Origin of the sequence: Maribacter algarum (ex Zhang et al. 2020) (assembly GCF_005885635.1) — a bacterium.
Classification (GTDB): domain Bacteria; phylum Bacteroidota; class Bacteroidia; order Flavobacteriales; family Flavobacteriaceae; genus Maribacter_C; species Maribacter_C algarum.
The window spans coordinates 235,002-250,725 of sequence record NZ_VATY01000002.1; the positions used below are offsets into that span (position 1 = coordinate 235,002).

Below are 15,724 nucleotides of genomic sequence, written 5' to 3' on the forward strand. Positions count from 1 at the left end.
TTATTCAAATTGGTTTTTACCATAATTCCAATGCGCTTTAAACCGAATAGTTAATTTAGTTATGTCTTTGGCATCTGCTTTTGTACTTTTTGATTTTTATTCTGGTATTAGCTTCTTATTTTCTATAATTTTAGGTCAGTTTTAGAATATTTATTGTCTCCTCGTTTTGATTTCTTAATCATCCAAAACTTAATGGCGTCATTTCTGGTCTTATTCGGATTGTCTTTTAAAAAATCCCTTATGTAAGTATTATATTCAAATTGCGGGGCTATTACTTTTAAGAAATTAGGATCTCTTTTTAATCGCTGTTCTTTATGCCATTCATTTATCAAATCTGAATACGTTTTTTTGCCCGTATTCTTTTTGAAATAGTCTAATAGGTGTGTAGTAAAGTGAAATTTATTACCAACAATAGCTTTAAAAAAAGCTTTCTTTTCTCGATAACTTCTATATTCAATACCAATGATAGTTTCCTTTGTTATTGGTTCAGTTGGATTTGGTAGTTTTTGTCTTTTTATAGATTTTGTTTTTGGAATTTTTCCTGTTTCAAGATATGCTATAATTCTATTTGATATTTCTATTTTTCCTCCGTCACTATTAATTCCATTTTTACTGCAAAATTTAGTTAATTCCACTTTTAGCCAATAAAAATCTTTGAAATTTTGAACAGTAATTTTTTTGTCTAAAATAGGTCTTCCCATGTTCGTAATTATATTCAGTTTTTAATCCGCCACAAGTCTGAACAAGGTGAACGAATCATACTTTGGCTGATATCCAACTTTTTCTATAGACTCTGTTATATCTAGTCTTTTGTGTCTATTATTTGAAATTGCGTTTAGCACTTCGTATTGGATATTAGTTGTTTCTATACATCCAATCAATAATTGGTTAAAATCATCAGGATGCAAAAATGCAGATAAATCACGTGCATTCATTTCGGTAAAGTCCTTTGGAAACTCGTAAGCTCCAATTCTCAAGCAAATTGCAGAAATGCCATTATTATTCGCATGGTATGCTGCCAACGCTTCTCCGAAACATTTTGAAACTCCGTAAATGTTTTTCGGTTTTACAAGCATATCCTTGGTAACTTGCACGTCAATCGGATAACTTTCGATTGTCTGGGCACTACTGGCAAAAATTAACCTTTTACACTTTGATTCTACGGCCGCTTTAAAAATATTCTGTGTTGTTTTTATGTTTGTTTCTAGAATTTTTTCTGATTCTGAAACTGGGTCAACTATTCCTGCTAAATGGATAATGGTGTCAATTCCTCGGCATAGTTTTGAGCAAATTCTAAAATCCATTAAATCCGCTCTTTCAATTCGTACATTTTCGGTAAAAGTCTTGTCATCTGTTATAATGTCAGCAAGGGTTATTTCATATTTATGATTGAAATTTTGAACAAAATGTTTTGCTATTTTACCAAACCCTCCAGTTATCAAGATTTTCTTCATCTAATATATTGTGTTTTGAATATGGGTAATAGCAATTGAATAGATTTACGAATGTACTCACACAAATACTAACCATAAAATCGTAAATATTTTTCTATTGTACAGGTTTTAAATCAAAATAGACTATTCATTTATAGTCGTCTTACTTAAAGATAATCGCAATAAATCATTCGCAATGGGATTAACACTAGATTGTGCTCGTGAAGTATTTGAAAGAATAATACTTACCGCTTTTTTCTCTGGAACAATAAAAAGAAACGAAGTACATCCAGTTTGTGCTCCAGAATGTCCTATAATAGCACCTTCATAGGGTTTCGGGTTGTACAAAAACCAACCGAATCCATAGGCATTATTTTCTTTTTCTAAACTGTGATGTTGGCGCATCTCTTTAAGTGTTTCTTTTTTTACTAGTGTGTGGTTGATAACCGCATCGCCAAACTTTAGCATATCACCTATTGTCGTATAAAAACCACCGGCAGGAATTCTATTACTCAAATTATTTTCTTTGGCAGGTTTTGCCTTTCCCTTACCATTATTTCGAGTGTATAGTTTTGATTCGTTTTCCAATACTTCTCCAAATTTTTCAACGCCCGTATGGGTCATTCCCGCTTTAACGAAAATATTTTGGTGCATATAGGCTTCAAAAGTTTGCTCAGTAACTTTTTCCAGGATTGCACCCAATACCGTATAGCCATAGGTAGTATACGAATATTGAGTGCCCGGCTCAAACAACAAGTCACGGTCTTTAAATAGGCTCAGTGCATCATACAAAGTTGGGTACTCTGTGGTTGTATTTGACTCCCGACCATCTTTATACCCCGAAATACCAGAGGTATGTGATAATAGGTGTCTTATGGTTATTTGTGTTTTTTTATGTTTGGGATAATCGGGTAAATAAGTTTGTATAGGAGCATCTAAGTCAATTTTCTCTCGTTCAACCAATTGCATAACCGCCAAAGCCGTCATTGTTTTAGCTATGGAACCCATTCGCATTTTAGTATTGGAGTCCAAAAGCTTTCCTGTATCTTTATCTGTATAACCGGCTGTAGCTTGTTCAATAATTTCACCATCTACAGCATAAGCTGCAGCAACACCCATCACCATTTTATCTTCAACTATTTTATCAAGTTGGCTCTGAATATTATTGTTTTTTTCTTGTGCGATGCCATTAAAAGCAACGAGTAGTAGAATTAAAATACTATATCTTTTCATTTCGAATGGATTTAAAAGTTGAAACAAATTTAGAGAGACATTTTAAGTTAGCTATTGATTTTATTGGGTTTGGGACGAATGACTTCCTTTTAGGGGCGAATTAATTGTCAATTGATTTTACAATTGCGCGTAAGAACGCTATTGATTCTTTTTCTCTAAAACTACTTTCATCATTTGTGATACCATAATTATTATTTGCTGCCGATTTTACAATGATAATATTGCGTTTTGGATTAATATATATTAATTGATTGTATATACCCATAGCTGCATACTCTCCTTCGCCCCCTTCAAAGACCCACCATTGAAATCCATAACCGAAATCATTATTTGAATTTTCATTTTCACCAGGAAGGAGATGGGGTGCATCGGGAGTAATGGATTGCGACACCCATTTTTTTGGAATTAGTTGTTTACCATTCCAGTTACCTTCATGTAGAAATAACAATCCGAATTTAGCGTAATCCACAAGGGAAGCACTTAAACCGGCTGCTGCGAATTCATTGCCCTGATTGTCAATAACCCAATATCCTTTTCGCTCCATTCCCAATGGTTGCCATAATTTTTTCTCTAGATAGTTGGATACTGTAGTACCTGTTGCCCTCGAGACTATCATACCTAAAACCTGCGTATCAGAACTATTATAGCGGTTGAAAGTGCCTTGCGGTTTGTCGTATTTTAAGGTTTTTACAAAGGATTCAAACGAACGCCCTAATGCCAGAGTTCTACCAAACCGATTGATGTCGGAATCGCTATCACTATAATCTTCATTCCAACTCACACCTGATGACATTTGCAAAAGATTCTTTATGGTGACATGCTCGTAGGCTGAACCCTTTAATTCTGGTAAATACTGATTTACGGAATCATTGACACCTTTTATATGACCTTCTTTAAGAGCAATGCCTACTAGTGCTGAAACAATTGATTTGGTTACAGACCATCCTATAGTGTGGTCTTCCGGTGTATTTTCTTGATAATACTTTTCAAAAAGAATAGTGTCATTTTTTAGCACCATTAATCCCGTAATATCTGTTTCTTGAATTAAATCTTCAGTTTTATGAGACTTACCATTGAATATATAAGTCTCAGGTAAATCAATCAAATTCTTTTTGAGAATGCTAACTGGATTGCCACTAGGCATGATTTCTCTGGTTGGGAAATAGTCTTCAATAGCCCGAAAGCGTTCCACTTGTTCCTTTCCGGAGAACATATTCATAGCAAATTGAAGACGAGCTATTTTATTTCGGTTAATTATAAGTATGATAATAATAACCCCAACAACAGCAATTGAAATTTTTATAGATTTTTTCATTTAGTCTATTTGCATGTAAGAGGTTATATCAACAGTTCTGCTAGTATCATTCGCGTCTTTTACGGCGTTGAGCATACTGTCTAACAATTTTCTATCAAAGACTTGACCTCTTACAATTACTGTATTAATGGTCTTCGTATTCATAATATTTTCTAACGGATTTTTATTCAGCAGTACTAAATTCGCTTTATAGCCCGAATCAATGATGCCAGCATTGTTGTTCAACCATACAGCTGGTGCGGAAGTCGCAGAACGAATTACTTCTGAAGTAGACATTCCCATTTTATGTAATGATTGCAGTTCTTGATGTAAAGAAAACCCGGGTACTTTAACGGATAAATTATTATCTGTTCCTGCAAGTATTTTTACACCCCTATCGTGCAGATTTTTACCGACCCGTTCGCAGGCTTCGGCATAGATGCTCCAAAATAGTCTGCGTTTATTCTTTGATTCCTCACTAAGTCCCTCAGGGTATTTAACTCTATTAAATTGAGGTAACCAACCCAAACCTCCTTCCGGAATATATTTAATTCCTTCACTAATCCCTGGGTTAACATATTCAATTTCTACCTCGCTTAATAAACCATCTAAATCTTCCTTTTGTCTGAGATGTGTATGCCATCCCCATAAAACCGAAGTGACTGCGATATCATTTTTCAGTAAAGCTTCAGAAACAGCATCGCTACGCTCATCAATAAAATTGAAAAAAGTTTCCTTGTTTTCTCTAAGTTGAGGATTACCAAACTCACGAAACAGACCATTCATTATTTCCTCAAAATGGGCTACTTCGCGTTGATTTCCATTCCAGACATCTTTTAAATCCAGATGAATTGGAATGTGCCCAACAACATCAATTTCTTTTATTTCTGAAATGGCTAAGTAGCTTTCCCTATTCAATTGGCTGTATATTTTTATGCCATCATATCCTTGTTCAATGTATTTGACTACTTTTTCTTTTGCATCTGAAGCATTAGTCACATTGCTGTAGCCTTGTGTGTATGACATGAACAATCCCTCCCAAAAATCAAAACTGGCTAATCGGGGAGAAGCTACATATAAGTCAGGACCAATGCCCCCTTTTTTAATTTCTTCGCGCCAGCTGAGATGTTCTTCTGTACCAATCATTTCACGTACATGCGTAACACCATTGGCCAAATAAAGCAATAAATCATTTGGGCTTTGAAACATATGTACATGGGAGTCTATCAATCCGGGAATCAAGTATTTTCCGTTCCCATCTATTGTTTTGGTTTGTTTCGGGATATTTGATATGGTGTCAATAGTTGTAATGAGTCCTTTTTCGATTACAATGGTTCGATTAGGAAGTAGACTATCCCCTTCGGGGGATAAAATAGTTACATTCTTAATGGCAAATGAACCTTCATAGGGTGTGAACTGCCTCGTATCTACAACCTCAGTAAGACCACCATACATACGCGAACGTTCTCGATTTGCTAAAAAGGCAAAGATGATTAGTAAAACTATATTTAATAGAAAGAAGTATTTAAGCCATTTGAAGATTTTCTTTTTGCTCATGGGTATTGATTTTATGGTTGTATGGTACTATTCTTGAAACTGTGAAATATCTACCTTTCTGCTCGTATCATTGGCTTCTTTTACACCATTGAGAATACTATCTAATAAATCCCTGTCAAAGACTTGACCTTTTTTAATTACAGTATTAATAGTCTTGGTATTTGTGATATTTTCTAATGGATTTTTATCAAGTAATATCAAATTCGCTTCATAACCCAAAGCTATTTTTCCAGTTTTACTTTTCAGATATGCGGCTGGGATAGTTGTAGCAGATTGTAATGCTTGTACATTTGACATACCAGCATTATGAAGACTTATTAATTCATCATGAAGTGAGAAACCCGGAACCACAGGAGGCAAATTCGCATCTGTACCGGCCATAATTTTGACACCATTTTTAATACAAGCACTTGCAATGAGTTGACAGCCCCGAGCATATGCATTCCAGAATTTTTTATACCCCTTTTGCTTTTCTTCACTTAGGCCTTCTGGAAGTTTATAGCGGTTGATTTCTGGTAACCAACCTATAGCTTGTGGAATATAAGAAACGCCTTCACTTATGCCTGGGTTTTCATATTCCAGTTCAACTTCTTTGAGTATTTGTTTGATTTCAAAAGGCTGTCTCGCAAAACTTTCGTTCAGCCATAATGTGGAGCTCAGTAGAATTTGGTTTTCTACCAGTTTACGGGTTAATTCAGTAATGCGCAGCTGTACAAATTTTAAGAACTCTTCTTCTTCACCGAAAAAACCGCCCAATTCTCTATCAGGCTTAAACTCTCTGCTCAAGGCATTCATCAACTCTTCAAAGTGTACAATGTTTTTTTGATTGCTGACCCATATATCAGTTAGCTTTAACTTCCATGGAATATGACCCACGACAGGCATTTTTAAATCAGTAGCCGTTTCGTTCACAGCATCATAAACTTCTGGGGTTATTTGACTGTAAATTTTGATTCCGTCATAACCTTCATCATGAAATTTCTTTACCATTTCTTTCGCTTCGGTTGTATTTTGAATGTTAGCATAACCCTGTGAATATTCCATAAACCAACCTTCTATGGGTTCAAAGCTTGCTATTCTAGGGGAATAGACGTGCATTTTAGGGCCAATTCTGCCATTTTCAATTTCATCTCTCCATTTCAAATGGTCACTTTCACCAATAAGTTCTCGTATTTCAGTAACCCCATTGGCGAGATATAACAATAAATCATTCGGACTTTGAAGCAGATGTACATGGGTATCTATCAATCCAGGAATCAAATATTTTCCTGTGCCGTCAATTATAATGGCTTCTAATGAGGTATTTATGATACTATCAATAGAGGTAATTAACCCATTTTCAATTAAGATATTTTGATTGGCTTTTAAGCTATCTCCTTCCTGGGAAAGTAGATGTACATTTTTAATAACTACAGTTCCCGTTTTCGGTTTAAACAGATTGTATTCAACATGGTCGGTAAGTCCCCCGTACATGCGCATTCCATCTCTGTGTAGCAGTATTCCCCCTATGATTAAAAGCACAGTAAAAAATAGGCCAATATATTTAAGCCATTTGAAAAATTTTTTCCAGTTCATGGTTTGGTGGTTTAATGGTTTGCCTAAATCTATTCAAGCCAGTATTCAAAACCAATCATAATGTGACGAATGGTTACATTGGGACGAAATGCAAGCCCAAAGTGATAATTAACGAGGCTCGTGATTCGCCAATTGAAAAGAAAAATCTTAGCTTTTTCGAAATAAGGGAACCCAAGTTCTCGAAACGGGAATTACCTTATTACAATCAGATAGTGTAAGTAATAAACCTTGCGAATTCCCCTTATAATCTATAATATAATTAGTATTCACTAGATACGAACGATGGCATTTCACGACTGGTCCTCCTTCAATTTTGGCTTGAATTTCTTTGAGGGTTACACGTTCGGTTTGAATTTTCAATTGCCCCTCGGTATTGATGTAAGCTATTTTAACATAGTTCTGCAATGCTTCAATATATTTAACTTGATGTAATGGAATCTCAAAGAGAAAAATACTTTCACCTTTTGAGTAATCTCCAGATGGATTAATTTCTGTTGTTGTATTTTGATTCTTTTTTTCTTGGGTCAATAAAACGAATCCCCCAATCATAGTTAGTGGAATGATGCCTATCATAAAGGTCGCATACAACATCGTTGGAAAAAGGCTCCATTCAAAATATCCGAAATACACGAGTCGGGCAAAAACGAAGTTCGCCAAACTTATACAAAACATGACACCAAGGTTGTTCAAAGACCAAGTACCAAACGTATAGTTTTTGTAGGTTTTTTTAAAACTTCTAAGTTGATGGATACTGATTTCGTATAGTGCAGCCCCCAGAAAGGTCATGGCGCCAAAACCCAAACACATTAAAAATGGATTGGTTGGAAGTCTATGTATTCCAAAAGGCTTAAAAATATAGAGGAATACGACTACAAAGAGACTTAAGAAACTCATCGCCCCATAATACCAAGATCTATTTTCTCCTTGAGGGAAAGGTTTATTAAGAAATTCTATTACTTTTTTAAAAATCGGCATGCTCAAAAGGGATTCTTTTAATGAAACAGTATTTGCTGTTCTCAAAAATAAAAACCAAAATGAGCTTCAAGTATTATTCTAATGTGATTGTGGCGAATTACTAGCTTTTAGGGACGAATGATTAAGTGACTCAAATACATCTTTTTTATAGTTCTTGGAAACGGGTACTTCAAGTTGTGTTAAGCGTATCAAACTCGAATTTTTCCAATCTTTAAAATGTAGCGGATTAATTAGATACGAACGGTGTGTTTTTAGCAAACTAGGAACTTGCGGATGTACATTCTTCAACGTAATTCGCAATAGCTTTTTGTGTAATTCATTTTTAATCAGATAAGCTATTTCTACGTAATTATCAGCACTTGAGATACAAACCAAATCGGAAAGGTGTATTTGCAATACGTCCAACTTGTTCTCACCGGTCAAAATAATTTTATCAGAATTTTGTTCAACTGCCTTTTTGCTTAAAAACCATCGAGTAAATAGAAGAATGGGTAGTATAATCAAGAAAATAGGGTAGTAGACTTCAAACGTGAATTTCGTAAAAGGAAATTCACCATTAATTATACCCGACTTATAGTAGGTATAACTGCCCATTAAAACAATGACATTGAATAATACAATTACTACTATTTCCAAGAATAGTGTCCATTTGCCTAACTTTTTAAAAATGAAATTTTGGATGGGTATCAGCATCATGTAGGAAATGAAAGAAATTAATCCGTAGAGTGGCATAATTTCTAATCGCACGGAAAAGGGTACTTCTGCGATATCAAAAGGAGCAATAAGAACTAAAAAAAGTACTAGCCAAACAGCTATTATAAGAGCTACTAAAAGGTGATGTTTGTATGATGTATTTAACTTCAATGCCAACATTTTAAAGGAATTACATCAGAACATCATTTTTAGGCTTGATAGGCTCTGGCAAATCAGTTTCCCCAAGCATTTCTTTTAAATCGATTTCAATTGTTCTACATAATGAGAGCATGGGAATATCGTTTCCTAATCCTTCGAAGGGGTTTTCAGAGTAATCTCCTACCAATTCCATCATAACATAAACCCAGCCTACCAAAACGGTAAAAGGGATAGATAGCCAAACCCCAAACTCCCCGAGCTTTGCAAATTCGGAAACCATCCCTAAGGGTAGTAAAAAAATAAAGATTCCGACGAAAACTAAACTCATACTTCCGTATTGTCTTGGCAGGGGGAATTTTTTAATGCGTTCACATTGCCCTTGAAAAGTGTAGAAGTCATTGAGTAATTTTTGCAATTCCATATGACGGAAATCATCGATAATATTCTCCTCTCGCAATTGTTTCAAATCTTGACTCTGTTGATCTATGATTTGCGTTGCGGTATTTTTGTAATTGATAAGTCTGTTGTATTCGTCGTGAGGCAAGAATTTTTTAAGCTCCAATTCACTCACTTCATCACCCAACAAGCCAACCCCAAAATCCTTCATTCGTTTTTCTATCATTCGCTTAAAGTGTCTGCCCTGACTAACATGTTCCCATGGCGTGGGTATAAGCAATTGACTACGTAATGCGTATAGCCAACCTATATGGCGGTAAATAAGTTTTTTTCGATAAGTGTTTAATTCACTTTCATTGTGTTTTACCGAGCTAAATTGGTTGCTTAGAAAGGCCTTTGAACTAGCACCCCATGAACGGCTGCCATTGATAATGGCGCCCCATATTTTACGGGCCTCCCACAAACGGTCATAAGCGCTATTATTTTTGAAACCCACATAAAACGCGACTGCCGTACCAATTACAGATAATGGCAACCATGGTATTACCAACCAAGCCTTTAAAGAAGTATACTGGTAAACAAGAGCCACTAGTGCTGCCCAAAGCGAAATCCATATGATATGCACTCCACTGAATCTTAATATTGACTTTAGGCCAAAGTTCTTTTTAACGTACATGGTTTATTCCTTTAATCCAGGAATTCGAACTATTTCGTTCGTGTCTTCCTTATAATCAACTCCCTCGACATGAAAACCGAACAGGTTGAAAAAATCCGTTCGATAACCTTCTAAATCCCCTATTTTAGAAAGATTTTCAGTAGTGGCTTCTTGCCATAGTTTTGCAACTTGTTCTTGCACATCAGCTCTCATTTCCCAGTCGTCAATTCGTATTCTTCCTTGCTCATCAGTTGGAACAGCATCCAGAAACAAACGATCTTGGTAAAGCCGATGAATTTGCTCAATACACCCTTCGTGAATGCCTTCTCTCTTCATTATTTTATAAAGTAATGAAATATACAAAGGAATCACAGGGATAGCAGCGCTAGACTGTGTTACAAGTGCCTTATTTACAGAAATATAAGCCTTACCGTTGATTTGTTTTAAGGATTCGGTAATGGTAAAGGCCGTTTCTTCCAAATGGTCTTTTGCCATTCCTATGGTCCCTTTTCTGTATACCGGTTCTGTTAGCTTTGGGCCGATATAAGAGTAGGCAACTGTTTTAAAATTTTCAGAAAGTAAATCCGCTTCCTGCAAAGCGTCAATCCATAGTTGCCAATCTTCACCACCCATAACGGTCACGGTATTCGCAACATCATCACCCTCAGCAGGTGCGATAGTAATATCTTTTACTTCCCCCGTGTGAAAATCCACTGTTTTATTAGTGTATGAGTTTCCAATGGGCTTTAAAGTTGATTTATAACGAACACCAGTCTCTGGATGCGTTCGAACTGGTGAAGCAAGGCTGTAGACTACCATATCTATTTTTCCTAAATCCGTTTTTATCAGTTCTAAAGTCTTCGCTTTGATTTCATTAGAAAAAGCATCGCCGTTAATGCTTTTAGCATAAAGCCCTTCTTTATGAGCTTCCGTTTCAAAAGCAGCAGTATTGTACCAACCCGTGGATGCGGTTCTTCCTTCAGAAGGTGGTTTTTCAAAAAACACCCCAATGGTAGAAGCATTGGAACCAAAAGCACTTGTTATTCTTGATGCCAGACCGAAGCCCGTTGAAGCACCAATTACCAGTACTTTTTTGGGGCCTTTATTTAGGCCTTTCGATTTTATATATCCAATTTGTGCTTTTACATTTTCTGCACAACCTGTCGGATGTGCTGTTGTGCAGATAAATCCGCGGGTTCTAGGTTCTATTATCATATGTTTTCTAGTGTAATCGTTTGTGGAGTACTAAATTAAGTTTATCCTAGATATTTTTGGGTTTCATTTGATTATTTCAATTTATTAGATGCAGGAAGTAGTCGGGCACTTAAATCAGGGTTGCTCATATCAGAATCTAAAGGAAACATAGGTCTTTTGATGTTCTTATATCCCAATCGCTCTAGATCTTGGTCGACACCTCCTGGCGTTAGCGCCATAATCCATCCTTTTCGCATATCGTAAAGTTCAGGGACTAAATACCCTATTTTGATTACTAAGATATCTGATTCACGGGGATTCAATCCTAAATCTGTAAAGTCTTTTTCATGATGGTATGGTTTCCGCTTTTTAGTCACAATCACATTGATGCTTCCAATTTTTACAACAACTTCGACTTCCGCATCACGGTCACCTTCTTTTATGGCAGTAACGGTTCCCGTTAATTTTAGTGGAGGGGCATAACGGTCATCGACCATTGCTCCGGCCATTGCAGATACTTTTCCGCCCACACCTACTTTCAAAGCTTCATCAATTAATTCTGGCCCGGGAATGGAAGCATAAATCAAAGATTTGCCGTTTTCAGATTTAAATTCCGGTCTAGCTAAAAGTTGTTGTAAAGTCCAAGTGACATCACCGGCACCCCCAGCTGTAGGGTTATCCCCCATATCGCTTATAATATAAGGCTGTTCTTTATGTACTATCGCCATTTTCAGACTTTCTTCTAGTGTGGCAACAGGAGCAACAAATTCGAATTCGTTTCGGACATCCCAGAAAGCATTAGCCAATTTTTCTGCTCCGGCCGTAACTTGTTTCTCGTCATCTCCGGTAACCATAACGACGGCATGATTACGCGCTTCATCGGCCCAAGCATAGCCAATCCAGATTGCTGCATCGATGACACCTTCCAGATTTTCAACTGATGGTATTTTGGCATAAAGACTCTTGCCGGGTTCAATGCGCGTACTTGTTTTTTCCCCAGGTAAAAGTATGGGAACCGGAATCCATGCTTTGTATTTGGGTTTACCTTTTCCACTTTCAAGACGCTCTAACATATTCGTTATAGCTCTTGCTTTTGATTCTAAAGCATCTTCATGGGGTGCCATACGGTAACAGGTAATCAAATCACTATGTTCGGCCAAACGTTTTGATACATTGCCATGTAAATCCATGGAAGTAGAAACCAAAACTTCTGAACCGATAACTTCCCGAATACGTTTGATTAAATCTCCTTCGGCATCTTCTAATCCCACGACACTCATGGCACCATGGATGTCAAAAAACAATCCGTCGTACGGGCCATTTTCTTTAAGCATCGTTAAAGTCTTGGCTACCATGGACTCATACGCTTCTCGAGTAACGATTCCGCCAGGTAATGACTTTCCTAATAATGTAGGAACCCAATCAGCACGTTTTCTAATTTTGCTACTGTCGGCGAAAAAAGGATAGCGCTTGAAAATCGAATCCCCAATTCTCGCATGAAACGCTTCTTCATGAGTTTGAGCAGGGGAGAAGGTGCTTGATTCGATGCCTATTCCTGCAATAGCAATACGCGGCAATTCTTGTTTGGACGGACTATTTTCAGTTTTACATCCTGAAAACAAGAAAACAAATAGGATTAGATTTAAGAGGATTTTTTTCATTTCATACCATATTAATTAGTCTTTTTTCCATTTCACAGGACTCACATCATCATGATTTAAAACGCGAACTTCATCACGGTCAATACGCATCACAAGTTTACATTCGGGATCTGGGCATACCACTCTTGCATCAGTTTCCATCCAATCGGCAGGATGATTTTTACGTTGTTTGGTTGGAAGCAGAGGCAGTGTTGATTGCAAAGCGTACAAACAGAAATCTGACTTTTCTGGCATGGATAGCTTTCCGCCTTTTAGGTGGAACTTATCACCAACAGTCATATTACAAGTACAATTGCCTCCAATCTTTTCAACTACAATTGTCAAATCATACAGTTCAAATTGGTCATCTCTGAGTTCTTTTTCTTTATCCATGTTCTTCTTTTCTATTTTTAGGTCTTCCCAAACCAAATAACAAGGTAATGATTGCCATGATAAGTAATCCCCATGACATAAAATTGTACAATCCTACCTCTAATAGGCTTACCTGAGCAATATCAAATTCTTTTCCGGTGTTTGTCATATTCGCCATTAAAATTACTGGAATAAAATAAGGCAATACAAAAGGGAATATGCAGGCAATTAAACTTAATAAATTAGCTCGCCTGATTTTTGAAACACCCAGATGTGTTCCCGTTTTTTTAGTAAAATCTGTAACCATTAAAATAGCTACTATACTATGAGTGGTTAATAAAACAGCGATACTCATTACGGTCGCAATCCAACCTTCTGCATGTTTTTGGGTTTGGGCACGAGCTGCTGCAAAACCTACTAAACGATTCATAAGTCCGCTTGCTTTTAATGTCGCTACTAACCCCATCAAGAGGATAGTAAAAAAACTAAGTCCAACAGCTCTATTGATACCATCGATGATAAAACTTTTGGCTGCAAAATTTTCCAAGTCCAAAGAAATGATTTGATTCAAAGGAAGGAGTCCTAAGACAAAACCTAAAATTGTTCCGAACAGTAGGCCAAAGAGGAGTCCATGTAGTAGGTGTTTTCCCTTTAGGAAGAGATAGATGATAAACGAAGGTACTAGCAACATAGGTAAGCCCTTAGGACTACCCAGCGTTCCCGTCTCACTAATTTCCATTTCTGTACCGTTTCTAAATGCAACAATCGAATAACAAACCAGTGCGAACAAAGCAGCCGGAAAAACGTATTTCAATCTACTTTTTATGGTCGCTCCAATCTCCGCATTTTGACTTAAAGCACTGGCAATAGTGGTATCGGAGATCGGAGCAATAAAATCGCCAAAGGTAGCTCCTCCAATAATAGCTCCGGCAAGTACGGGTAAATGCGCACCCAGAATTCCTCCCGTAGGATAGAGTAGCGGACTACAAATCAAAATTGTGGCAAAACTCGATCCTGTGGATAATGAAACAATACAACAGATTATAAATGTGGCAATTACAAAGCCTTTACCTGAAAGGTTTATCTGGTCAGATAACCAAATAAGAGCTTCTACAAAACCTGTGAGCGTCATTAGTATGCCTATGATGGAGGCTAAAATCCAGGCAGTAATCATAATCATGACTATTTTCTGTGACATCCCTGAAATAACTGCTTCTGAAAAAGCAGTACGGTCCTTGCAAAGGATAAGACCTAGGCCTAAAGCTAAAATAAGAACAGGCCAAAATCCACGTTCATCTGGAGCACCTGAAAGCGCAATGGTAATTACTCCCGTTACGAAAACAAAAAAAGGAAGCAATGCACCAAAGGCACCACCATGAAATTTGATTTGTGGGAGTTTTTCCTCTGTTTCTTCCAGTTTCAAGATTAATCTTCGTTTAGGTTATATTTCATTATTGAGCCATGTTTGCCCGTCTTATCACGTTCCAATTCGTAAAAAGGGCCATTGGGACCTCGACTTTGGGTGACGATAGTTTCTATTTTACTTAGGTCTTTTTCGTCCAAAGAAAATCCATTTAGCCTTTGTAAACTTTCCAAATGATTTCGGTTACGGGCACCAATGATGATTCCACCCACCATAGGCTTTTGCAGAATGTATTTACAGGCTACTTCTGCAATGCCGACCTCATATCGATTTGCGACATCGCGGAGTGTTTCCAATGCTTTTTGAAATAACTCATATCCACCAAACTCGTCGATTATTAACCTGTATTTGGTCAGCGAGCGGTTCTCAAAGGGAGGAAGTGGGTCGGGAGCTTCCAAATAACGGTCACTAAGAAACCCGCCTGCTACTGTTCCATAACAGAGATAAGGTATATAGTGTTTTTTAGCAATTGCCGTCATGTTGTTTTCTACACGTTGGTCGAGAACAGAATATTGTACTTGATTCGAAGCGATGTTGACTCCTGCATCAATCATTTCCTGTATCCGTTGTGCGTCGAAATTGGTAATACCTAAAAATCTGATTTTGCCAGCTTTCTGTAATTCAGATAAGTGCAGCGCGGTTTCCAAGTATTTAGGAAATTGATAATCCCACCAGGCGAATTGAACTAAATCAAGTTGTTCAACACCCAAACGTTTTAAAGAACGGTCAATGATACCAGTCGTTTGTTCATTTGTAAGTGTTGCTAGAGCTCCGTAATCAGGCACATATTTCGTATGGACTTGAATCGGAGGCAATTCTCCAGAGCAAAATTCATCTTGATACTTTTTTCTAAACTTACCAATAAGCTCTTCCACACCAGTATAAATATCGGCACAGTCGAAAGTAGTTATTCCAGCTTTTACAAAATGGAGCATATCTTCTAAAGCTTGCTCTTCAGATATGCTTCCGTGGCCTCCTGCCAAATGCCACCCCCCTTTTATGACCCTGGAAATAGAATAACCAGGTTGTAACTCTATTCGCTCCATAAATAATTTTAGAATCAATTTATCTCCTGCCCTAGTGGTTATGAGCTTTGTCAAGAAAGATAGGAATTTACAAGGAGAT

General features: G+C 37.0%; 14 protein-coding genes. All 14 read right to left on the minus strand.

Annotated elements, in window-relative coordinates:
• Nucleotides 1–122: 122 nt before the first annotated feature.
• Entirely contained in the window at nt 123–701 is a 579-nt protein-coding gene (locus tag FEE95_RS09860; protein ID WP_138657779.1) for a DUF6434 domain-containing protein, read from the minus strand.
• 21 nt (nt 702–722) lie between these two features.
• Nucleotides 723–1,454 (minus strand): NAD-dependent epimerase/dehydratase family protein, encoded by a 732-nt coding sequence (locus FEE95_RS09865; RefSeq protein WP_138657780.1) that lies wholly within the window; start codon nt 1,452–1,454, stop codon nt 723–725.
• A 123-nt stretch (nt 1,455–1,577) separates the two neighbouring features.
• A complete protein-coding gene (locus FEE95_RS09870) occupies nt 1,578–2,666 on the minus strand; it encodes a serine hydrolase domain-containing protein (RefSeq protein WP_138657781.1) in 1,089 nt (362 codons plus the stop codon).
• Nucleotides 2,667–2,766: 100 nt separating this feature from the next.
• Nucleotides 2,767–3,981, minus strand: coding sequence for a serine hydrolase domain-containing protein (locus FEE95_RS09875; RefSeq protein ID WP_138657782.1), 1,215 nt, complete (start codon nt 3,979–3,981; stop codon nt 2,767–2,769).
• Complete coding sequence (locus tag FEE95_RS09880; protein WP_138657783.1) at nt 3,982–5,517, minus strand: amidohydrolase family protein; 1,536 nt, start codon at nt 5,515–5,517, stop codon at nt 3,982–3,984. It lies immediately after the preceding gene.
• A gap of 27 nt (nt 5,518–5,544) precedes the next feature.
• Nucleotides 5,545–7,092, minus strand: coding sequence for an amidohydrolase family protein (locus FEE95_RS09885; RefSeq protein WP_138657784.1), 1,548 nt, complete (start codon nt 7,090–7,092; stop codon nt 5,545–5,547).
• Nucleotides 7,093–7,239: 147 nt separating this feature from the next.
• Nucleotides 7,240–8,067, minus strand: coding sequence for a LytR/AlgR family response regulator transcription factor (locus FEE95_RS09890; RefSeq protein ID WP_238474578.1), 828 nt, complete (start codon nt 8,065–8,067; stop codon nt 7,240–7,242).
• Nucleotides 8,068–8,145: 78 nt separating this feature from the next.
• The gene (locus FEE95_RS09895; RefSeq protein ID WP_171037022.1) at nt 8,146–8,931 is read right to left on the minus strand and encodes a LytTR family DNA-binding domain-containing protein; all 786 of its coding nucleotides are present in this window, start codon (nt 8,929–8,931) and stop codon (nt 8,146–8,148) included.
• A gap of 19 nt (nt 8,932–8,950) precedes the next feature.
• Nucleotides 8,951–9,991, minus strand: coding sequence for a bestrophin family protein (locus FEE95_RS09900; protein WP_138657787.1), 1,041 nt, complete (start codon nt 9,989–9,991; stop codon nt 8,951–8,953).
• Nucleotides 9,992–9,994: 3 nt separating this feature from the next.
• Nucleotides 9,995–11,185, minus strand: a complete 1,191-nt coding sequence (gene fabV / locus FEE95_RS09905) for an enoyl-ACP reductase FabV (RefSeq protein ID WP_138657788.1) — start codon at nt 11,183–11,185, stop codon at nt 9,995–9,997.
• Between the two features lie 71 nt (nt 11,186–11,256).
• Entirely contained in the window at nt 11,257–12,825 is a 1,569-nt protein-coding gene (locus FEE95_RS09910) for a M81 family metallopeptidase (RefSeq protein WP_138657789.1), read from the minus strand.
• A gap of 15 nt (nt 12,826–12,840) precedes the next feature.
• Nucleotides 12,841–13,197: a TIGR04076 family protein gene (locus tag FEE95_RS09915; RefSeq protein ID WP_138657790.1), complete on the minus strand. Its 357-nt coding sequence runs from the start codon at nt 13,195–13,197 to the stop codon at nt 12,841–12,843.
• Nucleotides 13,190–14,599: a Na+/H+ antiporter NhaC family protein gene (locus tag FEE95_RS09920; protein ID WP_138657791.1), complete on the minus strand. Its 1,410-nt coding sequence runs from the start codon at nt 14,597–14,599 to the stop codon at nt 13,190–13,192. Before FEE95_RS09920 ends, FEE95_RS09915 begins: the two co-directional genes overlap by 8 nt.
• A gap of 2 nt (nt 14,600–14,601) precedes the next feature.
• Entirely contained in the window at nt 14,602–15,699 is a 1,098-nt protein-coding gene (locus FEE95_RS09925; RefSeq protein WP_238474548.1) for an aldo/keto reductase, read from the minus strand.
• Between the last annotated feature and the right edge of the window lie 25 nt (nt 15,700–15,724).

Coding starts and splice junctions, on each gene's coding strand:
- FEE95_RS09860 (WP_138657779.1), bottom strand. CDS start 701: ATGGGAAGACCTATTTTAGACAAAAAAATTACTGTTCAAAATTTCAAA.
- FEE95_RS09865 (WP_138657780.1), bottom strand. CDS start 1,454: ATGAAGAAAATCTTGATAACTGGAGGGTTTGGTAAAATAGCAAAACAT.
- FEE95_RS09870 (WP_138657781.1), bottom strand. CDS start 2,666: ATGAAAAGATATAGTATTTTAATTCTACTACTCGTTGCTTTTAATGGC.
- FEE95_RS09875 (WP_138657782.1), bottom strand. CDS start 3,981: ATGAAAAAATCTATAAAAATTTCAATTGCTGTTGTTGGGGTTATTATT.
- FEE95_RS09880 (WP_138657783.1), bottom strand. CDS start 5,517: ATGAGCAAAAAGAAAATCTTCAAATGGCTTAAATACTTCTTTCTATTA.
- FEE95_RS09885 (WP_138657784.1), bottom strand. CDS start 7,092: ATGAACTGGAAAAAATTTTTCAAATGGCTTAAATATATTGGCCTATTT.
- FEE95_RS09890 (WP_238474578.1), bottom strand. CDS start 8,067: ATGCCGATTTTTAAAAAAGTAATAGAATTTCTTAATAAACCTTTCCCT.
- FEE95_RS09900 (WP_138657787.1), bottom strand. CDS start 9,991: ATGTACGTTAAAAAGAACTTTGGCCTAAAGTCAATATTAAGATTCAGT.
- fabV (WP_138657788.1), bottom strand. CDS start 11,185: ATGATAATAGAACCTAGAACCCGCGGATTTATCTGCACAACAGCACAT.
- FEE95_RS09910 (WP_138657789.1), bottom strand. CDS start 12,825: ATGAAAAAAATCCTCTTAAATCTAATCCTATTTGTTTTCTTGTTTTCA.
- FEE95_RS09915 (WP_138657790.1), bottom strand. CDS start 13,197: ATGGATAAAGAAAAAGAACTCAGAGATGACCAATTTGAACTGTATGAT.